The organism is Leeuwenhoekiella sp. A2 (genome assembly GCF_047946655.1).
GTDB lineage: Bacteria > Bacteroidota > Bacteroidia > Flavobacteriales > Flavobacteriaceae > Leeuwenhoekiella.
This window is the reverse complement of record NZ_CP172311.1, coordinates 2,123,617-2,148,598: the sequence shown is the minus strand read 5'-3', so window position 1 is coordinate 2,148,598 and position 24,982 is coordinate 2,123,617. Positions and strand designations below refer to the sequence as shown.

18 protein-coding genes are annotated in these 24,982 nt (G+C 37.2%); 4 read left to right on the top strand and 14 right to left on the bottom strand.

The genetic code is table 11. The annotated features are described in order from the left end of the window. Positions 1–274: 274 nt before the first annotated feature. The 6 genes from ACH3PA_RS09515 to ACH3PA_RS09490 all read right to left on the bottom strand — a co-directional run bounded on the left by ACH3PA_RS09515 (position 275) and on the right by ACH3PA_RS09490 (position 8,353). On the bottom strand, positions 275–3,052 hold the full coding sequence (locus ACH3PA_RS09515) for an outer membrane beta-barrel protein (protein ID WP_416448143.1): 2,778 nt from the start codon (positions 3,050–3,052) through the stop codon (positions 275–277). 93 nt (positions 3,053–3,145) lie between these two features. Beyond that, entirely contained in the window at positions 3,146–4,450 is a 1,305-nt protein-coding gene (gene der / locus ACH3PA_RS09510) for a ribosome biogenesis GTPase Der (RefSeq protein WP_416448142.1), read from the bottom strand. Positions 4,451–4,610: 160 nt separating this feature from the next. Then, positions 4,611–6,239 carry an ArnT family glycosyltransferase gene (locus tag ACH3PA_RS09505; protein ID WP_416448141.1) on the bottom strand — a complete coding sequence of 543 codons (1,629 nt, stop codon included), beginning with the start codon at positions 6,237–6,239 and terminating at the stop codon, positions 4,611–4,613. Continuing rightward, on the bottom strand, positions 6,236–6,865 hold the full coding sequence (locus ACH3PA_RS09500) for a lipid-A-disaccharide synthase N-terminal domain-containing protein (protein ID WP_416448140.1): 630 nt from the start codon (positions 6,863–6,865) through the stop codon (positions 6,236–6,238). Before ACH3PA_RS09500 ends, ACH3PA_RS09505 begins: the two co-directional genes overlap by 4 nt. Then, positions 6,858–7,577: a glycosyltransferase gene (locus ACH3PA_RS09495; protein WP_416448139.1), complete on the bottom strand. Its 720-nt coding sequence runs from the start codon at positions 7,575–7,577 to the stop codon at positions 6,858–6,860. The genes ACH3PA_RS09500 and ACH3PA_RS09495 overlap by 8 nt, the downstream gene beginning before the upstream one ends. Before the next feature lie 137 nt (positions 7,578–7,714). Continuing rightward, the gene (locus tag ACH3PA_RS09490; protein ID WP_416448138.1) at positions 7,715–8,353 is read right to left on the bottom strand and encodes a hypothetical protein; all 639 of its coding nucleotides are present in this window, start codon (positions 8,351–8,353) and stop codon (positions 7,715–7,717) included. Between the two features lie 307 nt (positions 8,354–8,660). Here ACH3PA_RS09490 and ACH3PA_RS09485 point away from each other — a divergent pair, with 307 nt between their 5' ends. Then, positions 8,661–10,277: a family 20 glycosylhydrolase gene (locus ACH3PA_RS09485; RefSeq protein WP_416448137.1), complete on the top strand. Its 1,617-nt coding sequence runs from the start codon at positions 8,661–8,663 to the stop codon at positions 10,275–10,277. 110 nt (positions 10,278–10,387) lie between these two features. On the opposite strand, the gene ACH3PA_RS09480 is transcribed toward ACH3PA_RS09485, so the two are convergent. From ACH3PA_RS09480 to ACH3PA_RS09450, 7 genes are all read right to left on the bottom strand, one after another. Continuing rightward, positions 10,388–11,365: a deoxyhypusine synthase family protein gene (locus tag ACH3PA_RS09480; RefSeq protein WP_416446625.1), complete on the bottom strand. Its 978-nt coding sequence runs from the start codon at positions 11,363–11,365 to the stop codon at positions 10,388–10,390. Continuing rightward, complete coding sequence (gene speB, locus ACH3PA_RS09475; protein WP_416444807.1) at positions 11,352–12,296, bottom strand: agmatinase; 945 nt, start codon at positions 12,294–12,296, stop codon at positions 11,352–11,354. The genes ACH3PA_RS09480 and speB overlap by 14 nt, the downstream gene beginning before the upstream one ends. Beyond that, the gene (locus ACH3PA_RS09470) at positions 12,283–13,683 is read right to left on the bottom strand and encodes an arginine decarboxylase (protein ID WP_416444809.1); all 1,401 of its coding nucleotides are present in this window, start codon (positions 13,681–13,683) and stop codon (positions 12,283–12,285) included. The genes speB and ACH3PA_RS09470 overlap by 14 nt, the downstream gene beginning before the upstream one ends. A 338-nt stretch (positions 13,684–14,021) precedes the next feature. Beyond that, positions 14,022–14,876: a pseudouridine synthase gene (locus ACH3PA_RS09465; RefSeq protein ID WP_416444811.1), complete on the bottom strand. Its 855-nt coding sequence runs from the start codon at positions 14,874–14,876 to the stop codon at positions 14,022–14,024. Between the two features lie 130 nt (positions 14,877–15,006). After that, a complete protein-coding gene (locus ACH3PA_RS09460) occupies positions 15,007–15,918 on the bottom strand; it encodes a geranylgeranylglycerol-phosphate geranylgeranyltransferase (protein ID WP_416444813.1) in 912 nt (303 codons plus the stop codon). Between the two features lie 41 nt (positions 15,919–15,959). After that, complete coding sequence (locus tag ACH3PA_RS09455; RefSeq protein WP_416444815.1) at positions 15,960–16,898, bottom strand: mevalonate kinase; 939 nt, start codon at positions 16,896–16,898, stop codon at positions 15,960–15,962. A 25-nt stretch (positions 16,899–16,923) separates the two neighbouring features. Next, the gene (locus ACH3PA_RS09450; protein ID WP_416444817.1) at positions 16,924–18,009 is read right to left on the bottom strand and encodes a diphosphomevalonate/mevalonate 3,5-bisphosphate decarboxylase family protein; all 1,086 of its coding nucleotides are present in this window, start codon (positions 18,007–18,009) and stop codon (positions 16,924–16,926) included. Positions 18,010–18,116: 107 nt separating this feature from the next. On the opposite strand from ACH3PA_RS09450, the gene ACH3PA_RS09445 reads away from it, so the two are divergent. After that, complete coding sequence (locus ACH3PA_RS09445; protein WP_416444819.1) at positions 18,117–18,593, top strand: TspO/MBR family protein; 477 nt, start codon at positions 18,117–18,119, stop codon at positions 18,591–18,593. Here ACH3PA_RS09445 and ACH3PA_RS09440 read toward each other — a convergent pair. Then, positions 18,590–19,852, bottom strand: coding sequence for an NAD(P)/FAD-dependent oxidoreductase (locus ACH3PA_RS09440; RefSeq protein ID WP_416444821.1), 1,263 nt, complete (start codon positions 19,850–19,852; stop codon positions 18,590–18,592). The genes ACH3PA_RS09445 and ACH3PA_RS09440 overlap by 4 nt on opposite strands. Before the next feature lie 479 nt (positions 19,853–20,331). Here ACH3PA_RS09440 and ACH3PA_RS09435 point away from each other — a divergent pair, with 479 nt between their 5' ends. Then, a complete protein-coding gene (locus tag ACH3PA_RS09435; protein ID WP_416444823.1) occupies positions 20,332–23,421 on the top strand; it encodes a SusC/RagA family TonB-linked outer membrane protein in 3,090 nt (1,029 codons plus the stop codon). Positions 23,422–23,432: 11 nt separating this feature from the next. Continuing rightward, positions 23,433–24,962 carry a RagB/SusD family nutrient uptake outer membrane protein gene (locus ACH3PA_RS09430; RefSeq protein ID WP_416444825.1) on the top strand — a complete coding sequence of 510 codons (1,530 nt, stop codon included), beginning with the start codon at positions 23,433–23,435 and terminating at the stop codon, positions 24,960–24,962. Positions 24,963–24,982: the final 20 nt, after the last annotated feature.

Sequence of the window (24,982 nt, the reverse complement as noted above, 5' to 3'; positions counted from 1 at the left end):
GATATCATTAAAATTAAACTATAGAATTAGTTGCCTATATTAATCCTGACTTCTAATCCCTTATTCCTGTAGAATAAAAAGGCAATATCTACTATACCTTTTATTTATAAGTTATTCTCTACACTTGCTCAATGTAGTCCACTTACAAATCTTGTAGCAGTTATCGGCAAAATAACAATTATTTACGATTAAATGCAAGAAAAAACATTAACCTGATAAATTGCACAGATTACTTTCATTAAAAAACGCCCTAAGTAAGGATAACTCAGCCTTCCTAATCAAACCAGTTATTCTCTCGTACTTCGCCTTTTTTACCAAGTGTATTAAACTTATAACTAAAGTTAAGCATAAAGTATTGTTGCAGCACGGTGCTTTGTACATCCTGTATGTAATCCTGTGTTGCGGTACGGCGCGCATTTGTATTCTGATTTAAGAGATCATAAACCTTAAATGTGATCAAACCTTTGTCTTGCATAACAGAATAGGCAATAGAACTATTCCAGAAAACAGAGCTTTTTTGAAATGCACCTGCCAGATTAGGATTATAGTAATAGCGTATATCATTGTTCCACTCCAGTTCTTTAGGCCAGAATGTTGTGGTTCTTAAACGCACTTCGTGACGCAGAAATTCTCTATCATCAAAAAGATCAAGATTATAACTATTGCGTGTAATTTCTACTGTGTATTCTGGTCTTATCTCAAATAGTTTCTTCCAGGTAAAACGCAGCCCAAGACCCGGGCTATAGGCTATAGTTTTACTGGCATATTGCACATCATTATTAAAATTTACATTGCGATTTGCATTTACATTCATTGAGAATTCATACTTCAATGTGCGCAAAGTATCAATCTCGATATTCTTACTAAATGAAGCTCTCGAATAAATGTTATAATTGCCATCTACATTTGCATAGGTAGTAGTACGCACAAAATTCTCATCAACTGTAGTACGGGAAATCACCCTGTCATTAGTGATATTTGCATTGAAATAAGAATTAAAACCTGCTCGTGATTGAAAATCATAGTTATTAACTCCCATATAAAGTGAGTGCCTGTTTTCCGGACTTAAATCAGGATTACCCTGAATTGTGTTTAACGGGTCTGAAACATCAACATATGGCGAAAGCTGGCGTACACCGGGCGCATCATTATTAAGATTGTAACCAGACCACATGCTCCATTTCTGGTTGAATTTATGCCATAAATTAGCCCGTAGTTCGATAGCGTCAAAATCACTGTCAAAATTAATATCACGCAGGGCATCATCACTTTTTAAAGTACGCATAACGTAACCTACATCAAAACTTGCATTGGTATTTTCACTCCTATAGTTCATCCCAATTTCTGGCCTTGAACTACGATTATTGTTAGTAAAATCTGTGCTTTGTGATAAGTTGAAATTTGTATAATCAAGGCTGTTCTCATCAAAATCATAAGTGCTTTGTCTATCTTTTCTGTGCTCATTATTTAAGCTGTACTGCAGATTAACAAATAACTTTTTCGCTACTAGCGGAATTCTCCACTCACCCTGAATATCATAACTTGTTATCGCCTGTTTACCATCTGTAAACTGATCGCGCTCTATTGTTTCAGGATCATCACCATAGATCTGCGTGGTAGAATTTAAATAAGAATCTGTATTATTATCATTAATCTCGCCATTTAATCTAAGCCTTACAAAGGCGCCATTTGCTCCATATTTTCTGGTAAGTGACAGGTCATTTTCAAAATTTCTACCGCTACGTAAGCTATTGCTGGCGGTGGCAGATTGATTGCTTATCTCTCCATCTGCATTGCGCGTTTCTTCTGTTCTTTCGCTTCTAAAATCACCTTCATTATAATTGAACTGCGGCCTGTACTCTATAAAAAAAGTAGAATCTATTTTTTTCTCAACCCTGCCATTTACCGCATGACTGTCATTATTGTTTACCCTTGTAGAACTTGAATTAGAAAAATAGCGATTATCAGGAAGTATATTTTCACGACTACTCAATTCTTCTTCAAAAGAGTTTGACCCTGAATAAAAGTAATCTGCACTGGCCTCTGTATTTTCACTCCAGTTATCTGCATAATTAAAGCCGGCGTTACGCGAATTTGTAATACCCGAGTTTCCGCCAAAACTTCTACCGTTTATATTAAAAGAGCCGTTGTCACTCACACTTATGTAGCGCGCATTACCAAACATTTTTTCAATTTCGCCAAAGCTAAAACCCGGTGAATTGATGTTATTACCGCTACCCAGTGCACTTATGCGCAGATCGTTATCAAAATAGTTTACCAGACCTGCATATTCAAAACGCTCATCGGTACCAGCACCCGCAGCTACACGACCAAAGATCCCCTTGTTCTTCTCTTCATCAATTGTAATATTGATCGATTTATTCTGGTCATCACCAGCTTCACCCGTGAAAGCTTCAGATTTAGTTTTAGTATCTGTAACCTGAATTTTATCGATAATATCTTTAGTAAGATTGCGGGTAGCGATTGTAGGGTCATCTCCAAAAAACGGTTTCCCGTTTACAAGAATTTGATTTACAGGTTTCCCATTTACGGTAATATTTCCCTGCTCATCAACTTCTACACCTGGTAATTCGCGCAGAAGATCTTCAACAGTGGCATCTTTTTTAGTTTGAAAAGAAGAAACATTAAACTCAAGCGTATCTTTTTTAATAGACACAGGAGCACTCCGCCCTTTAACTATAACATCTCCCAGAGTCTCTACCCGAAAATCAAGCGCTATGTTAGGTACTGTAATGTCTTTATTAGTCGAAATATCTATAATCTGCTCATAAGGTTGGTAGCCCACAAAGCTTACATAGAGATTAACTTTATCTAGGGAAGTACGGCCTTTTAAAACAAAATCACCGTTGCTATCGGTGATTGTGTAGGTTATTAAAGTGCTGTCTTTAAGCGTTTCGGCAAAAACAGTTGCAGCCTCGAGCGGAGTTTGCGTACTGCCGTCTATTAATTTTCCAGAGATGGTAAACTGCTGCGCATTTGCAAAAAAGGAGATTAGCCCGATGAACAGGAAAAGCAGATGGTTAAATTTCATAGTGGTTTTTCGATTGACAAGAGCGAATAACCGAAATTTTTACCAACTAAAAAAATAGTTTATACTGAAATGATAAAATTTAACAAGTAAAAGCTATTTCTTTCTAAAATACACAGAAATAGGAACTCCTTTAAAATCAAACTCTTCTCTCAATTTGTTTTCGAGAAATCGCTTATAGGGGTCTTTTACATACTGAGGCAGGTTGCAAAAGAAAGCAAATTGCGGGTGCGGTGTTGGTAACTGCATGCAATACTTAATCTTTACATATTTACCCTTGTAAGCAGGTGGAGGGTAATTTTGAATGATAGGAAGAAAAAGATCATTTAGTTCGCTGGTTTTTACTCTTCTGCTACGATTTTCATAAACCTGAACCGCAGTTTCTATCGCTTTAAAAACACGTTGCTTGGTCAGTACCGAAATAAACACGATGGGCACATCTGTAAAAGGAGCAAGTTGCTCTTTAATATGCTTCTCATATTCTTTCATGGTCTTGTTCTCTTTCTCTACAAGATCCCATTTGTTTATAAGAACTACGATTCCTTTACGGTTGCGTTCTGCCAGCCAGAAAATATTCTGTACCTGCCCGTCAAAACCTCTTGTGGCATCAACCACAAGCAGACAAACATCGCAATGCTCAATGGCTCGTACAGATCGCATTACAGAGTAAAACTCAAGATCTTCTTTTACTTTAGTCTTACGACGAATACCAGCTGTATCAACCAGATTAAATTCAAAACCAAAACGGTTATATTTAGTATCAATCGAGTCACGGGTTGTACCTGCTATATCTGTAACGATATAACGATCTTCACCAATTAGTGAGTTTATAAACGAAGATTTACCGGCATTAGGACGACCTACAACTGCAAAACGGGGCAACTCTGCTTCTTCTTTGTATTCTTTCTCAGGAAGCGCAGCCACTACAGCATCAAGAAGATCACCGGTCCCGCTACCGCTTGTACTGGCAATAGTAAAATAATCGCCTAAACCAAGACTGTAAAACTCAACTGCATTTTCTTCACGTTTGCCGTTATCAACTTTATTCACCGCCAGAAAAACAGGCTTATCTACACGACGCAAAAGCTTTGCGACATCTTCATCCATCCCGGTAACGCCAGCCTCAACATCTACCATAAAAATAATAGCATCTGCCTCATCTATTGCCAGCTCAACCTGCTTATCGATTTCAGCTTCAAAAATATCATCACTTCCTAATACATAACCACCCGTATCTATTACAGAAAATTCTCTGCCATTCCAGTCTGTCTTACCGTAATGACGATCACGTGTTACACCACTAACCGCGTCTACAATCGCCTCACGACGTTGAATAAGACGGTTAAAGAAAGTGGATTTACCCACATTAGGTCTCCCTACAATAGCTACTATACTGCTCATGATTATATATTTACGCTCTTTTAAGAGCGCTGCAAAATTACGATATTATTTTATTGAAAGTAAAGTTTAAAGAAAGAGTATAAAAAAGTAGATTTTACGACAAAATAGCCGATTTTGATATGAATTTAGCCGATTTTCAGCCTTAATTAATCACTATTTGTTATCTCTTAACAAAAAACAGATATGCTATGCGCCTCGACTTGTAATTGCGGTCTTGTTTTGAGGTAATATTACCGTCTATTTTATATTGAAAATCGACCTGAAATGCCTTAAAATCGGCTTTGAAAGCATCGATTTTATCTTGATCTACCCAAACGACAAATTGGCTTTCTGCAGGAATCTGCAAACCTTGATCAGAACGAATTAAAGGCACGCGTTGACTAAGATCCCATATCAATTCTGGTGAACCGTTATCATACAAATATTGCGGTGTACTGCTTTCTTTAAGCTGTTCTACTTTTGGCGCAAGCAGAGCATAATCTTCATTAGTGTACGACGTTTTTATGAGCGGAAAACCAAATACAACCACGGCACAAACAAAAGCGATTGTGAGGTAAAAAACAGACGCTATATTTTTTCGCTTTAAGCGAAATAAAATAGAAACACCTATTATAACAGTCACCAAACTCAGCAGCACAAACCAAAACCAAAGTCCGTTTAAAGAATCTCCCAACGCAACAAAACCTGCCACCGGAACAAGAATTGCAATCACCGCTATCAAACCGAAATTAAAATACACCGGCCAGGTTTCCCTTTTGTCTTTAATCGCAGCAAAATTTCTAATAAGATAGTCAATGTAAAAACTGGTATTTAGCGCCAGCGGAATTAAAACCGGCAATAAATAGCGCGATTTTTTCTCAGGAATAAGCGATAAAAGCACCACCGCTGCCAGCGTCCAGAGCAATGTAAATCGATACACTTTTAAATTCTCAACTCTGCTTTTTAGATAAGGATAAAGCAACCCAACAAAAGCCGGAATCGTCCAGATACCGCTTTGAGTAAAAAAGCTCCAGTAATAATAAAACGAGCGCACATTGCGGTTAGCCCAGGCTGTCGCTTCTTTATCTGCTATCGCTGTCGCAGAATTTGTATCGAGCATATAAATAGCTATCGCCCACCACGAACTCAAAATAGCGATAACTACAATCATAACAACAAGCGGAAGAACTTTTGGCTTAAAGCCTTTAAATCTGTAAATGAATCCGTATGCGATTAAAAAAGGAAGCAGCAAAGCAAAATGGCTTACCGGGCCTTTACTCATAAATGAAAGACCAATAAATACTCCGCTTAAAATAGCGTTTCTATAAATAGATCTGTCTTCAGCAAAAAACCGAAACAGAAAATAGATTCCACAAACCATAAAGCTGTGTGCAAAAATATCCCAGGTTCCGTTTCGTCCTGAAAATAGAATATAAAACGAAGTGGCTAGAATAAGTGCGCTGTTAAAAGCCTGAGTTTTATTAAAAAGAAAACGTCCGGCTAATTTGTATAAACCCACTGTCATTACCGTAGTAATAATTGCTGAAGGCAGCCGTAAAGCCCATATCTTTTCTAAACCAAAAATCGCTCCTGAGATCGCCGTAAGCCACGTGGGTAAAGGTGGTTTTTCATAGCGAGCCTCGCCATTCATTGTTGTAAATATCCAGTTATTATAATGCAGCATCTCACGGGCTGTATTAAAATTACGGGCTTCCATTATGTTTTCATAAAGCACCCCCAGATGCGGAAAAAACAGGCATAAGCATACTAAAATCAGCAGCGGAAGGTGATATTTTGTAGGAATACTCATGGTTTTTCTATGGCAAAAGAAAGTTTCATATTCCTAAAATAGATAAAAACGCCCATAAGATGACCTACAAACAGGACCGGGTCTCTGCGCAGAACTGCATACGTAAGAATTAGCAAACCGCCAATTAGACTAAGCAACCAGAAACCCAATGGCAGGGATGATTTTTTATGTTTTTCAGAATAGATCCATTGATAGATAAATCGCAACGTAAAAATCACCTGGGCGATACTTCCTAAAATTAGGAGCCATAGCGGTATACTTTCATTATTGAATAATTTATCTATGTCATAGAGGTTATTATTATAACCATAGATCACGATGAGTACAGGAAAAATAATAAGCAACCAGCGTATATAAATGGGTGCTTTTGACCATTGCCCCTGCAATTGCAAGTTGCGTATATAGATAAAGTAAGTGAGTGTTTGCCCCAGCATAATTGCAAAATCCTCGCGTAAATAACCGTAAACAAAAAGTAAAAATGACGCTGCCAGACTAAGCCACCAGAACGTGGAAGGCGTAAGAACTTTATTATGTTTTTCAGAAAGAATCCACTGCAGGATAAGGCGGCCCGAGAACATGAGCTGCGCAAAAAAACCTACAATGTATATCCACCAGCTACTATCCATTAGAACGTTTAGCCACGGAATAATTAATGTATTTTTTCTTCATCCACAGATAAGCAAAACAATCCATTAACGGGCCTGCAAGTCTATTCCAAACCCCAAAGTTGGCTTCACCCGCAATACGCGGAAAATGCTTTACCGGCACCTGAATTATCTTACCATGTTGCAAAAGTATCATCGCGGGCAAAAAGCGATGTAGCCCTCTAAACATCGGGATGCGTTTTGCATAATCGGTTTTTATAATTTTTAATGGGCAGCCGGTATCGTCCATCCCATCATTTGTAAAAGCACGGCGTATGTTATTTGCTATTGTGCTAGACATATTTTTTACAAAATCGTCTTTACGCTCTGCACGTACACCGGTAACCAGATCGTAGTCGCCTATATGTTTTAGTAAGAGATTAAAATCTTCCGGAGTGGTTTGCAGGTCGCTGTCTATATAACCTACAAGTTCAGTTTCGGTATAATCAAAGCCGGCTTTTATTGCAGCGCTCAATCCATAATTTTGATCAAAAGAAATAAAATCGAAATCAGGGTTAGTGAGGCAGATTTTCTCAATAATCTGCTGACTTTCATCTTTAGAACCGTCATTCACAAAAAGAACTTTTGCTTTTACTGAAGCTATTTTAAAATAATCAAGAAACGCTGCCTCTACGCGAGGAAGATTTTCAGCTTCATTAAAAACAGGAACGACGATTGTCAGGCGGTATGGCATGTGGTTGTTTAAAACTGCGAAAATACGGAATACTTCTAATTCAAATCTAAAGATTGGCTTAATATGTAAAATCAGCTCTGAAAACCAGGAACTGAAAGGTCTTTCAAAAACCGGCTTAATTTGGGTGAAAATCGGTATTAATCATTAAAAAACGCTTTGATTAGAGAGAAAAAAATATCCTCTTCTGTTTTGAATTTTCCTTTTAGTGAGTTCCAGGTTCTATCGCCAAATACAAACTCGTTACCGCTGGAGTCAACATATTTCCATCTGTTATATAAATCCTTTTGCAAGGTCGCAGTTTTATTATTCTCATTGTAATCAAGCCCTCCCTGAAAGTTTCTTTTCATAGATTTCTCAATACCATTACTTTTTTCAGAATAGGTTTGATTGCCAAAAATGTCTTTTCCATATTCAACTTTGCCGTTTCTATTATCCTGAATAACCACTTTATCAAGAATATCTACAGCATACGTTTGCTCGTATTTTTCATCATGTCTGTAATCATGAATTAAATTTCTAAAAAGATTTATTTTCTCTTCAGAATTTTCAAATACTCCCTGATGTTCTAAATGCAGATACTTATTCTCAAGAGTTATTTTATTGTCTCTGCTATCTGAAAATATTAAATCATCAAAAATATTTCGCTTTAAAGAGGCTGTATACTGTTTATCTCTTGATTCAAATTTGAGATCGTCAAAAATATCAGTTTCAATCTTTTGAGAAAATCCCTGAATGTTAATGACTAAAATAAAAAGACAAAGTATATGTGTTCTCATGACAGTTTGGTTAAGATTGATTTTTGAATACAAACAAAAAGCACCTGTGGTGCTTATCAATGCCTTCTATATTTATGCCAAAAATTTTCAACTGTTTGAAAAAAATTAAAGCCAAGGTTAAATTGTAGAATATCTGGCAGAAAGTAAGCTTTAATAAGGCTATTCTAAAAATCTGCTTATCAAAAAGAAAAATCAATAAATATATTGAAAATCAGCCTGAATTTAAAGATAGATTTTCATGCATTTCGTTCAACTAAATTGATTTACTATTTAAAATTAATATCACTATTTTAGTGAAAACTTATAAATGAACCACTCTAGATTTGTAATTGTTATACTCGCCTGTATCCACTTGGTCTTATTTTCGTGCCAACAAAAAAAAGAACCTCGCGAACTTAACCTCCCAAAAACCGATCTGTCACAAGCAGACCTCATCCCAAAACCGACAACAATACAGGCTACAAACACCGCTTTTCCCTTAGATAAATACACCATTATTACAACTTTAAAAGACTCTACTGGTTTTGCTGATGTAGGCACATTTCTGGCAAATAGTATAAAGGATATCGCCCGGCTAGATCTATCTATTAACGCGGATGCACAAGATCAGGAAAGCATTATCTATATCAAAAGATCAGACAGCCTTGCCCGGGGAAATAAAAAAGAGGCGTACCAGCTAAAAATAGGTACCGATTCTATTGTTTTAAGCGCGGCCAGTGCAGCAGGAGCTTTTAGAGGCATACAAACCTTACGCCAACTTATACCGCTCAAAGCAAATGATACGATCACAGAAAATCCGGTGTGGCCTATCCCCACAGGAACGATTGATGATGCTCCCCAATTTGTTTACCGCGGTGCTATGCTTGATGTGGCACGGCATTTTTTTACGGTTGAAGAAGTGAAAAAATACATTGATTTACTCGCTTATTATAAATACAATACATTGCACCTCCACCTTACTGATGATCAGGGCTGGCGTATCGAGATCAAATCCTGGCCCAAACTTACTGAAGTTGCAGGCCAAACGGAAGTAGGCGATGAACCTGGTGGTTTTTATAGTCAGCAGGACTATAAAGATATTGTTTCTTATGCCACCAAAAATTACATGACCATCGTGCCCGAAGTAGATATGCCGGGACATACAAATTCTGCTTCGGTGGCCTATCCCTTTTTAAACGGTAATGGCAAAACCCCTGAAATTTATCGAGGCACGCATGTGGGCTTTAGCACTTTTGACACTCGAAAAGATTCGGTTTATGACTTTATAGATGATGTGGTGCGGGAAATCTCGGCCATAACACCCGGACCTTATTTTCATATTGGCGGCGATGAAAGCCACGCAACTAAAAAATCTGATTACATATACTTTGTGAATAAGGTGGAAAAAATCGTGCAGAAATACGATAAGAAAATGATAGGCTGGGACGAGATAGCGACCGCAGATGTAGATTCTAACTCAATTGTGCAGTTCTGGGCAAGTGCTGATAATGCGAGGAAAGCCGTGGAAAAAGATATGCAAATCATTATGTCACCTGCAAAAAAAGCTTATCTGGATATGAAGTACGACCTTCAGTCTGAATATGGTCTCAACTGGGCAGGTTATGTGCCTGTTGACACCGCGTACATTTGGAAACCGGAGAATTATGAGAACATTCCTTTAAAAAATATTCTGGGTATAGAAGCGCCGCTTTGGTCTGAGACCATAAGCAACAGCAGTGAACTAGAATACCTGGCCTTCCCCAGGGCAATAGGCTTTGCAGAACTGAACTGGTCAACACCAGAAAATAGAGACTGGAAAAACTATAAAGTACGCCTGGGAAACCAAGGCCCATTTTTAGAAAAAATGAATGTTAATTATTATCCTTCCCCGCTGATAGACTGGAAAACCGAAGAGGAGCCAATTGAAAAAATAAATAAGGATTAAGTTTTACTGGTCCTATCATTTTTTTACATAAAAAAAGACCTTGCGTTTTGACAAACTGCAAGGTCTTTTATTTTTATAAAAACTATTCCCACTAAGAGAATTGGTACTTTTTACATATCAAGCAGATATGCGAAAATTAATGGCGCCACGATTGTAGCGTCACTTTCTATAATGAATTTTGGAGTATCAATATCCAGCTTACCCCAGGTGATTTTTTCGTTAGGAACTGCTCCTGAATAAGAACCGTAACTGGTAGTAGAATCTGATATCTGGCAGAAATAATTCCAGAATGGTGTATCTGTGCGCTCGAGATCCTGATACAGCATAGGCACTACACATATTGGAAAATCACCCGCAATACCTCCTCCTATCTGGAAGAAACCAATACCATTATCAGAATTAGCTGTGTACCAGTCGGCTAAAAATGCCATATACTCAATACCAGATTTCATGGTGCTGGCTTTCAGTTCGCCCTTTACTACATAAGAAGCAAAAATGTTCCCCATTGTACTGTCTTCCCAACCGGGAACAACAATAGGCAGGTTTTTTTCCGCAGCAGCGTACATCCAGGAATCTTTAAGATCAATCTCATAATATTCTTCAAGAACTCCGCTTAGCAGCATTTTATACATAAACTCATGTGGAAAATAGCGCTCGCCGGCATCTTCAGCATCTTTCCAGATTTTGTAGATGTGTTGTTGTAATCTTCTAAAAGCTTCTTCTTCAGGAATACAAGTATCTGTAACGCGATTTAGACCTTTCTCAAGTAATTCCCACTCCTCCTGCGGAGTAAGATCACGATAATTAGGCACACGCTTATAATGTGAATGCGCAACAAGATTCATTATATCTTCTTCCAGGTTTGCACCTGTACAAGAGATAATATGCACTTTATCCTGGCGTATAATCTCTGCGAAAATCTTACCAAGCTCTGCGGTGCTCATCGCACCGGCAAGAGAAACCAACATTTTAGACCCTTCTTCAAGCTTTTTCTCATAAGCTTTTGCGGCATCTACTACGCTGGCAGCATTAAAGTGTAAATAGTATTTTTCTATAAAATCGGATATAGCTCCTTTAGTCTTCGTCATCATTGTCAAATTTACCCATGTTACCTTTATTATTAGTTTTAGTAACATACGTGTTATCGTAATCGTCTTCTATTTCCTGCCCCTGAAATTTATAGCTCAACATTTTGTAGTAAAGCTTAGCAGCAAGAAAGTCTGAAGATTTATCATGCTCTTTTGGGCAAAGTTCTGCAATATCAAAACCTACCACATTCTTCTCTTCAAAAACGCGCTTTAAGAAATCAAGCGTCTCATACCAGAAAAGTCCGCCTGGCTCAGGTGTTCCTGTAGAGGGCATAATTGACGGATCAAGAACATCAAGATCAAAGGTGATAAAAACATCATCTGTACATTGATCTATAACATTATCTACCCAATACTCATCATTTGCCATCTCATGAGCGAAATAAGTTTTCTCTTCATCCATTATGGTTTTCTCAAGCGCATCCATACTGCGTATACCTACCTGAATAAGATTTGTAGTCTGGCTGGCTTCATAAGCTGCACAAGCATGGTTGTATTTACTCCCATCATACTCCTTACGCAAATCTGCATGTGCATCAATATGTAACACAGTAAGATTATCGTACAACTCATTAAAGGCTCGTATTGTACCTATTGATATTGAATGCTCACCTCCTACTATAGTTACAAACTTGTTGCGTTTGATATAGTCTTTAGTAACCTTGTGAACCTCATTTACAACAGCTTCTGGCGAACTATTCTCTGTAATTGCAGGAGCGATATAAATACCTTGTTGATACACTTCTGTATCTGTTTCTATATCATAAAGTTCCATATTTTCAGTTGCATGCAAAAGAGCTTCTGGTCCTTTATCTGCACCTTTTTGCCAGGTACTTGTACCATCGTAAGGCACCGGAATTAGGACAATCTTCGCATTGTCCAGTTTGGCATATTCATCTGCTATGCCTCCATAATTTTTAGTTGTACTCATAACCCAAGATTTTAAGCAAATCTTCTGCTTTCTGTTGTTCGTTAAATATTTGCGTTGTTATATTTCCTTCTTCATCTCTATCAATGAGAATGTGTTTAGGCTGTGGGATAAGGCAATGTTGTAAACCGCCATAACCGCCTATGCTTTCCTGATAAGCCCCTGTATTGAAAAAACCAATATACAAAGGTTTATCCTTTTTAAACCGGGGTAAATAAATCGCATTACTGTGCTGCTCACTGTTATAATAATCATCACTATCACAAGTTAAACCTCCTAACAATACACGCTCATACTCTTCTTCCCAACGGTTAAGCGGCAATAGAATAAAACGCTTGCTAATCGCCCATGTATCTGGTAAAGTAGTAATAAATGATGAATTTATCATATTCCACTTCTCACGGTCATTTTGTTGTTTTTGATAAAGCACTTCATAAACTGCACCACCACTTTCACCTACAGTAAAACTACCAAATTCTGTAAACAAATGAGGTACAGGCACATTTGCTTCAGCACATGTTATTTTAATTTGATTTATTATCTCATCTACCATATAAGCGTAGTCAAAATCAAAAGCCAGAGAGTTTTTAATTGGAAAACCACCACCTATATTCAAACTGTCAAGTGACGGGCAGATTTTTTTAAGGCGCGTATATACTTTAAGACATTTATTAAGCTCATTCCAGTAGTAAGCGTTATCACGAATACCTGTATTTATAAAGAAATGTAGCATTTTAAGTTCTACATTGTCGTTATTCTTGATCTGGTCTTCGTAAAAAGGAACAATATTTTTATAACCAATACCTAAACGTGAAGTATAAAATTCAAATTTTGGCTCTTCTTCTGAAGCAATACGAATCCCAACTTTAAAGTCTCCGTTGATCTTATTTGCGAGAAGATCTATCTCCTCGTAATTATCAATTATGGGTACACAGTTTTGATGTCCCGTATTGATAAGGTCTGAGATATTATCTATGTATTGATCGCGCTTAAAGCCGTTACAAATAACATATGTACTATCTGTTATCTTTCCCGTTTCTTTTAGCTTTTTTACAATATTGATATCAAAAGCAGATGATGTCTCAATATGAATATCGTTCTTCAAAGCCTCATCTAAAACATGCTTAAAGTGCGAACTCTTTGTACAATAGCAATAATTATAACCGCCCTTGTAATCATGTTTCTCTATTGCATCTGCAAACCACTTCTTTGCCCTGTTGATATTCTGTGAAATCTTTGGCAAATAACTAAACTTAAGCGGAGCACCGTATTTTTCTACGAGGCCCATTAAATCAATGTCGTGAAATTGTAAATGATTGTTTTCCAGCTTAAAATCCTCCTGAGGAAAATAGAAGGTTTGATCGATAAGATCTATGTACTTTGTGTTCATTAAGTTATTTAAAAGAGAAAATTAAAAAAAGTATTCGAGAATTAGCGTTTGCTTTTCTTAAGGTATTGTGAAGATTGGCCAGGGCACAAGAGAAAACCTGCCAAATAATACCGGTGCTATACAAATTTTGCCTTCTTACGTGGTATTTAAGGCAAGCAGAAATATCTATCAACTGCAGTATAGTGTTTGTTCTATATATATAATTTCTACCAACGACTGTGGATAAAAGCTCTTTTTTTACTGTATTAATATTAAGCAAAAGAAGTAAATAAAACTGAAAAAAAAAGGGTTCATCAAAATTAATTGAAAAACCCTTGTTCTATGCGTGATATAAAGGTTTATACCATCATAAGATTATTGATTTCCTGCTGACTTAAGTGTCTATACTTACCTCTGGGAAGGTCCTTTTTAGTTAATGTACCAATAGTGACACAATCTACCCGAACCACCTGATACCCTAAATGCTCAAACATTGTTCTAATAACACTGTTGCCGGTATGTTTAATTTTAAGACCTATTTCCTTTTTAGGCGCTCCATCTACAAAACTTATATCGTCTACTGTGATAGTTTTGCCTTCTACCGTAAGACCTTTTCTAATCTTATCTACATCATCACCCTTTAGATTTTTATCTAATTCTATGTGAAAAAGACGCGGCAGCCCACTTTTAGAATTAGTTAGCTTCTGTGTGATCTTATCATCATTTGTAAACAAAAGCAACCCTGTAGCATTGCGACCAAGACGGCCTATAGGTTTAACTCTGGCGCTTGTAGCACTGGCAACAAGATCCATTACCGTCATACCCTTAGAATTACTCGTGGTAACAGAAAAACCTTTTGGCTTATTTAAAAGCACGTATGCTTTAGGTTCAGGATTAATACGACGCCCGTCAAAGCGTACATCATCATCAATATTTACCTTGTAACCCATCTCATTAATAACCTCACCGTTAACAGTAACCTGCCCGGTAGAGATGTATAAATCTGCTTCGCGGCGTGAACAAACGCCGCTATTTGCAATATATTTATTCAAACGGATTCCCCCGCCACTTTCACTTTTAGTTTCAGACCTGCTACTATTGGCCTGATTTTTCTTAATGGGAGCATTTCCTCTTGAATTGCTATGACCCCGTTTTCCATTGCTACCGCGGCCTGAAGCTGTTCCTCCTTTATTACTCTCCTGATGTCTGCTCATTACTAATTATATTTTTGCAAAGGTACGCAATTTAAGAACCCCTTAATTATGAAAGTATAAACACCTTTTCCTGATTAAAAAAATCGGTAGAAAGGATGAAAAATCGGCTTTTTTATACTGTTTTTAGAGTCTAAAATATTCTATGAATAACAACTGCAGGATCTATAAGAAGAATACTAAAAACCCCGGCCACAATTATAAATTTTAAAATATTATGAAGTACTAGATAATGTAATCTGGCTCTTGATCTCCACAGCAGGGCAAGAAAAATGATAAGCAGTAAAAAACAAGCATAAAAAAAGTAATGCATGTACCCTACATCAAACTTGTTTATCAAAAGGTATATGGGTAAAATCGTAAAAAGCCCCAGTGCAGTTAAAATTAGTTTAGCATAGCGCTCTCCCAGAACAATGGGAATCGTCCTGTAATTCAAAGCGAGATCGCCTTTTAGATTTTCTAGATCTTTAACTAGTTCTCGCATTGTAATTATAAGAAACAAAAATGTTGCATGTACAAAAATGACAGTGTAGAAGTTTCCGTAATAGATAAATACTGCGAAAAAAGGTGTGATTGAAAGTATGGCAGAAGTAAGGTTTCCTACAAATGTTATTTTCTTCAGCTTATGCGAATACAACCAAATTCCGAAAATATATATCGAAAAGAATAAAACTGCTCTAAATGATACATAACTTGCCACTACTACTGAAAGAAAATTGATCACAAAATAAAATGTGAGCATTTTGTTCTGACTAACCAGATGATCAAGTTTAGTCTTATGCGGCCTGTTTATAAGGTCTTTTTCAGTATCATAAAAACTATTGATTATGTAGCCACCCGCAATTACCATTGCAGATGAGAGTACAAGCAGAAAAAGATTAGTATCAAAAAGAACCTCGCGCAAAGGCAAGCCTGGTGCAAGTATGTAAATTGATGCCAGATATTGCGCTAAAACTATAATAAGGATATTATAAACGCGCGCAACCGAGAATAAACTGAAGAATTTGAGAAGTAAAAGTTTATTTCTTCGGTTTATTAAAGACATAAAAATGAATTTTACAGATTTCCCCGAAAAAAGAAAGCAGTTTAAAAACTATAGACAACCTCTACTTTATGACCTTTAAGTGATTTTCTGGCTTTATCAATATCTTCGGTAAAACCTAAAATATAACCACCACCACCAGAACCGCAAAGTTTGAGGTAATAGTCATTAGACTCAAGACCCTTTTGCCATAGTTCATGAAACTTTGCAGGGATCATAGGTTTAAAGTGATTAAGCACCGTTTTAGAAAGTTGCTTTACGTTACCAAAAAGAGATTTTACATCACCTTTCAGAAAATCTTCAACACAGGCATCTGTATGCTTAACAAATTGATCTTTAAGCATTTTTCTAAAACCTTCCTGCTTCATATTTTCCATAAAGATATTTACCATAGGAGCAGTTTCTCCTACAATACCACTATCTAATAAAAATACAGCTCCTTTACCATTAAGTGTTTGAGAAGGTATCCCGGCAGGTTCTATATCATCTTTACTATTTATTAAAATAGGAAGACTCAGGTAACTATTCAAAGGGTCAAGCCCGGAAGACTTACCGTGAAAGAAAGACTCCATTTCCCCAAATATTTTTTTCAGGGTTAGTAATTTATCTCTGGTAAGATTTTCAAGAATCGTTATTTTATCAAAGGCATACTTATCATAGATAGATGCTACAAGCGCCCCACTGCTGCCTACGCCATAACCCTGAGGTATTGTACTGTCAAAGTACATCCCAGAATCAACATCGGCTTTTAGGCGATCTATGTCAAAAGTAACAAGCTTTGGATTTTCGTTTTGCAGATTCTCAAGATAAACAGCAAACCTTTTAAGACTATCATTAGACTTTTGTGAAGCTTCTGATAAATTATCTTCAACCTTTAGTGCTCCTTTGTAGAAGTTATAGGGAATAGATAAACCCTTAGAATCCTTAATGATACCATATTCACCAAAGAGCAGGATTTTAGAATAAAATAAAGGTCCTTTCATAGATACCGATTAGTAAGCAACAAAATTACAACTTTCTCGCACCATTACCCACATTATCACAAATATACTGTCCGTTTTGGCAATATTTAACGAGTTCGTTTTTTATAAAATCGAGTACTTTTTCGGTTTCAGCTGCAGGGTAAAGCACGTGAACATTAGCCCCCGCATCAAGCGTGAAACTTACAGGAGTACCGGTTTCTCGTCTAAAATTCCAGATTTTCTCAATTACCTGAAGGGTATTTGGTTTCATTAAAATAAAGTACGGGCTGCTGGTCATCATCATCGCATGTAATGTCAACGCTTCTCTTTCTACAAGATGCATAAAAGCATCAAGATCACCACTTTTAAGTATAGGCACAATATCTGTCATATGCATATAAGCCTGATCAAATCGAGCAGGTGCAAAAGGGTGATTGTTCATTAAATTATGACCTACTGTACTGCTTACCTGCTTCTCACCTTTGTCAACCATAAGTATAGTATCCTGGTAATCTTCAAAAACAGGATGAAGCTCATGCGAAAATTTGACGCCATACAAATTACTGCTACCTCTAAATTCTTCATGCTCTCCCCACACAACAAGCGGCCCTGTTAAACTTCTGCACGCACTACCAGAACCTAAACGAGCCAGAAATGATGCTTTCTCATTAAAATGATCTACAGACATATTGGGCTGCAACTGCTTTTCCATCTCCATAAGGCAAAGTGCAAGAGCACTCATGCCGCTGGCAGATGATGCTATACCAGAACTATGCGGAAAACTATTTGATGTAGCTATCTTAAATTTATATTCACTTATAAAAGGAACATAATCTTCTATTCTATGAAAGAATTGCTCGATCTTAGGTTCAAAGCCCGGCTTAGGCTCTCCATCCAGATAAATCTCAAAATCAAATGATCCCTTCTTGCTTTTTTCCAGTTTTTGAAAAGAAACTCGCGTTTGTGTTTTACAGGTATTTAGTGTAAAACTAATTGATGGATTCTTAGGAAGCTGGTTACCGTATTTTCCCCAGTACTTGATCAATGCAATATTACTAGGCGATTCATAGCCTACAGATGAACCGGAAATAGCATGGGTATAAGCCTTTGGCAGAAATTTATTTTCAATCATGCTGCAAATATATAAGGTTATAAGAAAGCAGAAAACAAGTACTTAATTTATTAAACCCATATTTTAATGCCATTTATTTTTTACATTTAGCACTCAACCAACCTACTATGGATCTAAAACTCATAATTAGAGCCTCTATTGCTGTGACAGCATGTCTGCTTGTGGGCTTTTTTAGTTCTATCGCAATTGAGAGCAGTGTTAATAACTGGTTTTTGGCATTAAATAGGCCGATTTTTGACCCGCCTACGTGGGTTTTTGCTCCTGCCTGGATCTTTTTATACGTGGTTATGGGCATCGCCGCCGGCATCGTATGGAATAAAGGTTTTTATCATAAATGGGTTAAAACCGCGCTTTATCACTTTGGCTTTCAGCTTATTCTCACCGTTTCTTGGAGTGTTGTTTTTTTTGGCTTAAAAGCCTTATTACCTGCACTACTAATTGCTTTTACATTATTTATAGTACTTCTCTTTACCTACAAATGGTTTAGAATAGTAGATCCCCGAGCAGGTTATTTTCTTATACCATATATAATATGGACAGTCTATACGGTAGTATTCAATTTTGAGATCTGGCGATTAAACTAATCTGCAGATGCTGCAATTATACCTTTTGCTGCCAGAAAACCACTAGTCCAGGCGTTTTGAAAATTAAAGCCTCCGGTGATTGCATCAACATTAAGTACTTCACCGGCAAAAAATATCGCCGGAATTACTTTGCTTTCAAAAGTTTTAAAATTCACTTCCTTAAGATCTACACCGCCGGCAGTCACAAACTCTTCCTTAAAAGTGCTTTTTCCGTTTACACGAAAGATACCAGCGTGCAATTCATCACAAAGATTATTGAGTTGTTCTCTGTTTAAATCTGCCCAGCGGGCATTTGCATTAATTGCTGAAGCCTCAACCAGATTTTTCCAAAGACGTTTAGAAAGTTCAAACTGGCTATAAGTAGTTACTAACTGCCTGGCGTAATCTAATTTGAATTGTTGTAAATTTTCATAAATAACTTCGCGCTCTAGCTGCGGTAACCAGTTTACACGAATTTTGAATTTGTATTGATCTTGATGCAATGCGATTGCACCCCAGGCCGAAAGTTTAAGAATAGCAGGACCACTCATACCCCAATGCGTTATTAATAACGGCCCTGTAGAGCCACCTCTGTCTGCACGGCCGCCGTCTTTTAATTTGAGAATATTTTCCTTTTCATCTAAAAGTTCAACAAAAGCATTAGTCGCTACCCCGGGTAAATCTGTAATACGTTTATCTTTAATATTAAAAGTAAATAAAGAAGGTACAGGGGCAATAACTGCATGCCCAGAGTGCTCAAGTAATTTCCACATTTTAGGATTACTTCCAGTAGCCAGAACTAAATACTGACATATAAAAACCGAATTTTTGGTCTCTAAATGCCAATTTTTACCTGTTTTAGTGAGGTTTTTCACAGCCTCACCGGTGAGAATATCAATATTTAAGCGATTAGCTTCTTCAAGAAAACAATCTATTATGGTCTGTGAAGAATCAGTCACAGGAAAAACGCGACCATCTTCTTCTACCTTGAGTTCTACCCCGCGTTCTTCAAACCACGCCATAGTATCTCCTGTCATAAAATGATGAAAGGGACCCAGCAATTCTCTTTCACCTCTGGGATAATTTTGGGTTAACGGTTTAGGCATAAACTCGGCATGAGTAACATTACACCTGCCGCCACCAGAAATGCGCACTTTATTTAAAACTTCTTTACTTCTCTCAAGTATTGCTATTTTAAAATGCTGCGCTTCATTTGCAAGATTTATTGCGGTAAAAAAACCTGCAGCTCCTCCTCCTATTATAATTACATCATATTTCACAGGTGACAAAGATAACAGATAGCTGAAGATTCGCTTAAAGCGAAATTTTCTTTTTTATATATAAATAGACTAGTATTTATTCGTTGATACGCCTGATTTGCATTTTTGCAGGCTTTGGGATAGACCTGAAAATCATGCAATCGATTTCCAATTATGTATGAGACCGTTATAAGAAAATTTTTAATCAACATACAATCTCACTAAAACGTTGTAGTACAGGATTTATTTTAAAATAGTATCAAAAAATGACAAATTATGATACAAAACCGCCCGTTTTACGTAAAATATCAGCAATTTTGAGTATTATTGCCATATTAATAATTTAACTCAATAATATTATAGAATAACTGTAAATAGTACGTTTTAAACACTAAATCGTTTTCGCTACTCAAACGTTGTATTTTGAGATTTTAATATTTCTTTAAGAATATTTGACAGGCGTGAGCACCAATCAAACAATTCAATTTAAATTCTAACACATGAAGCAATTATTTATTAAAAGTATACTGCTTGTTTCTGGTTTTTTATTGATGGGAATGGCACAGGCGCAGACCGTGACCGGAACCGTATCAGAATCAAACGGACCTTTGCCTGGGGCGAATGTTCTTGTAAAAGGCACAACTAACGGTGCCACTACAGACTTCGATGGCAATTATACTTTAAACAATGTACCAAGTGACGCGATTCTTGTAATTAGTTACGTAGGTTTCACCACACTTGAAGTTGCAGTAAACGGAAGAAGTACCGTTGATGCAGTCTTGCAGGAAGACGCTAATGCCTTAGAAGAGGTTGTCGTAATAGGTTACGGCACACAGTCTGTTAAAGATGCTACGGGAGCAGTTTCTGTAGTCTCATCAGAGTCATTTAATAAAGGTGTTATTTCATCACCAGAACAATTGATTCAGGGTAAAACCGCCGGGGTACAGATAACCCAGTCAAGCGGTGAGCCAGGAGCCGGAGTGCAGGTGCGTATACGAGGTACTGCCTCTGTGCGTTCTAATAACAACCCGTTATTTGTAGTTGATGGTGTGCCATTAGCAGGAGATGATACTTCTGCAGGTGGTGAAGACATTGGGGCAGGATCTAGTTCTGCAAGAAACCCACTTAGTTTCTTAAACCCAAATGATATTGAGAGTATGAGTATCTTAAAAGATGCTTCTGCAACTGCAATCTATGGTTCTCGTGGAGCTAATGGTGTAGTAATTATAACAACTAAAAGTGGTAGAGCTGCAGGTGGCGGTTTGTTTGAATTCTCAACAAACACAAGTTACTCAACTCCGGCAGAACGCTATGACCTTTTAAACAAAGAGCAATACCTTAATGCTGTGACTCAATACGGTGGTGATGCTTCTGGTTTAGATTATGGTGGTGATACAAACTGGCAGGATGTTGTGTTGAGAAATACACTTTCTATCAATCATAACCTCGCTTATTCTAATAGCTACGATTCTGGTTATGTACGTGGATCTTTTGGTTACACACAACAAAATGGTGTGGTTGAAAATTCTGATCAGGAAAAACTTACCGGACGAATCAATGCATCACAGCGCTTTTTTAACGATAAGCTGAAAATTAATTTTGGCGGAACATACTCACGCGTAAATGATGTGGCTCCTCTTATTAGTAATAACGCTGGTTCTACCGGGGATCTATTAGGTGCTGCTTATTTTGCAAATCCTACATGGCCAGATGATCCAGACTTCTCTACTGGTGGTGGTGAACTAGTACCTTCTCAGCTTTTAGCTTATTATAAAGACGAGGCACACACTAACCGTGTTCTTGCAAATCTATCTGCAGAATATAATATTCTTGATAATTTAAAAGCAAGAGTTAGTGTAGGTTTTGACCAGTCTGACAGTGATAAGAACCAAACCCTTTCAAGTCAGGTTACAGGTTTTACAAACGGTACACCGGGTAATGGCCGCGGTGCTTTCTTAGAAGTATTTACAAAGTCTAAATTATTAGATTTTACACTTAACTATACCAAAGAATTTGAAAATTCAAATTTTGAAGCTCTTGTAGGTTTCTCTTATCAGGAGTTTTTGAGAAGTGGTAAAACAGTTCTTGGTTTTGGTTACAACACAACAGATTTAAATGGAATGGCTTCTCAACTTGAGAATTCAGCAAAAACTATAGAGCAATCAATTGCCGGTTCATATCAACAATATGGCTATGATGCTGATGGTTTATTTGTTAACCGTTTATTTCCTGAGATCGCTACTGAAACTGTAGATACACCAGGTGGCGTGCCATTAAAAGCCGTAAGTGGTAATTTATTCAATTATACTGACGAATTACAGTCATTCTTTGGTCGTCTTAACTACACGATAGCAGATAAATATCTTTTTACAGCTACTTTAAGAGTTGACGGTTCTTCACGTTTTGGTCCTAACAACAGTTACGGGTACTTCCCTTCTGGTGCTTTCGCCTGGAAGCTGAACAATGAAGATTTCATAGGTGAGCAATTCTCTACATTAAAATTAAGAGTAGGTTATGGTATCACAGGTAGCCAGGATGGTTTAGGTTATGGTAACTTTACTTATCGTGAGCGTTACGCTGGCATAAGCATAGATAACGGTGGTAACATTAATATACCAGGTACAGAAGTGGTTGCATTTCCTAATAAGGATCTTAAATGGGAACAAACATCTCAGGCCAACTTTGGTATCGACTTTGGTATTAACAATGACCGCTTTAATGGTTCTGTTGATGTGTACTATAAGAACACAACAGATTTACTGTTGAAAAAGGAGATCGCTCAACCTACTCCACAACCTTTCGCATTTGAAAATCTTGATGCTAAGGTCATAAACAAGGGTATTGAATTATCTCTTAACTATGACATTCTTCAAACTGAAGATTTAAACTGGAATGTAGGTCTTAACGTATCTTATAACAAAAACGAGGTACAGGATTTTGACGGCTTGATACAAACTGGTCAAATAAGTGGTAACGGTCTTACTAATGCATACGCTCAATTACTTGCAGGTGGTCAACCTTTATTTTCATTCTACCTGAGAGAATTTGGTGGCTTTGATGAAAATGGTATATCGGTTTACCCTGAAGGTGACGTTCAAAAATTTGTTGGCAAGAGTGCACTTCCAGATTACACAGGTGGTTTTAGCACCAGCTTAAGCTATAAGAACTTTGATGTAAATGCTTTCTTTGCAGGTCAATTTGGTCAATATGTTTATAATAACACTGCAAACGCTTACTTTACAGCAGGTATAATAGGTGTGGGTAAAAATGTTGTTACAGATGTTCTAACAAATGGTGAGTCTAAAGCAAATGCCGCTGATGTTTCTACCAGATTTTTAGAAAAAGGTGATTTTGTAAGACTTCAAAACCTTTCTTTAGGATATAGTTTAAACATGAAGAAAGATGGAATATTAAAGTCTATGCGCTTCTCTCTTACTGGACAAAACCTTTTTGTTATCACAGGATATTCAGGACTGGATCCAGAAGTAAACGTGCCTAAAGCTTTAAATGATATCCCATCATTAGGTATAGATTACACGACTTATCCCAGACCTAGAGTTTACACTTTTGGTTTAAGCGCAACGTTTTAAAAAAAAGAAATATGAAAACTATAAATCTTTACAAATTTTCAATAGGCTTTTTAATATTAGGGGCCGTGGGATGTACAGACTTAGAAATTGAAGAGACAGATTCTCGTTTTGGGAATCTATCTGGAGATTTCTCTGGAGTAGATGCTGATGCAAACCTGACTAACTTATATAACACACTTAGGGGTCAAATTTCTACACAAGAAAACCTGTATGCGCTTACAGAAGTAAGTTCAGACGAGCAGCTAGTTCCTACCCGCGGTACAGACTGGGGAGATAATGGGGTTTGGCGTAACCTTCATGCACACACATGGGATTCTAACCACAACTTCATTAAAGGAACATGGAACAATTTTAACCAGATGATCTTTAATGCGACTTCTATTATTGATAGCAGAAGTTCGCCTACAGAGCAACAAGCTGCAGAAGCAAAATTCATACGAGGATATTGTATGTTTCAGTTGCTAGATCTATTTGGTCAGGTTCCTTTTAGAACTCCAGATGAAGGGTCTGATGTGTATCCTTCTGTGATGTCGAGAGTAGAAGCTTTAGATTTCGTTTTAAACGATCTTAATGAAGCATTGCCAGTTTTACCAACTAGTGGCCCAAGTGCAGATTTAAATAAACCTACAAAAGCAGCAGTACGTTTCTTACTTGCTAAGATCTATTTAAATAAGCATATCTATTTAGGCACAGAAACTCCTGCATCTGCAGATATGACTGAGGTAGTAAATCTGGTGAATGCAATACAAGCAGACGGTTTTGCTTTACAGGAAGGATATTTTGATTTATTTACCGATGAGGTAAATACTGAAACTATCTATTTCACCACTTCTGATGTGGGTCCAAGAATCTGGAATACGTTGCATTACAAACAAAATTCACCAGATAACACCGGTGGAGGCTGGAATGGTTTTACAACTTTAGCCGAGTTCTATGACTTATTTGAAGGGGATCCTAACGTTAATGTACCAGGCTCAGGACAAGAAGAAAGAAGAGGTTTTGTGCCTACAGATGGTTCTCATTTAGGTATAGGTTACGGGTTTTTGATCAATCAACAATATGATGCAACCGGAGCTGCTATGACAGACCGTCCTGGTAATCCGCTGGCTTACACTAAAGATCTGCCGGGTCTTTTAGGTAACAACGAGATTACAGGGATACGCATTATTAAATACCACCCTGAAAATGGAGCGTTTGCTAATCATGAAGTTGTCTTCCGCTATGCAGATGTGCATCTTATGAAAGCCGAAGCAATTGCAAATGGCGGTACTTCAAGTGAAGACGCTCTTGTACTTGTAAATCAGTTAAGAACCTTAAGAGGAGCAACTCCTTTAGCATCACTATCTGATCAGGATATACTTGATGAAAGAGGTAGAGAATTATACGAAGAAATGTGGAGAAGAAATGATCTTATAAGATTCGGCCAATTCACGCAGCCTTGGGCATTTAAAGATAATACTGAAGACTTTAGAGTTTTATATCCTATTCCTGCAACTGCTATAATTACTAATCCTAATTTGGTCCAGAACCCGGGATATTAATTCATAAAATAAGGATACTG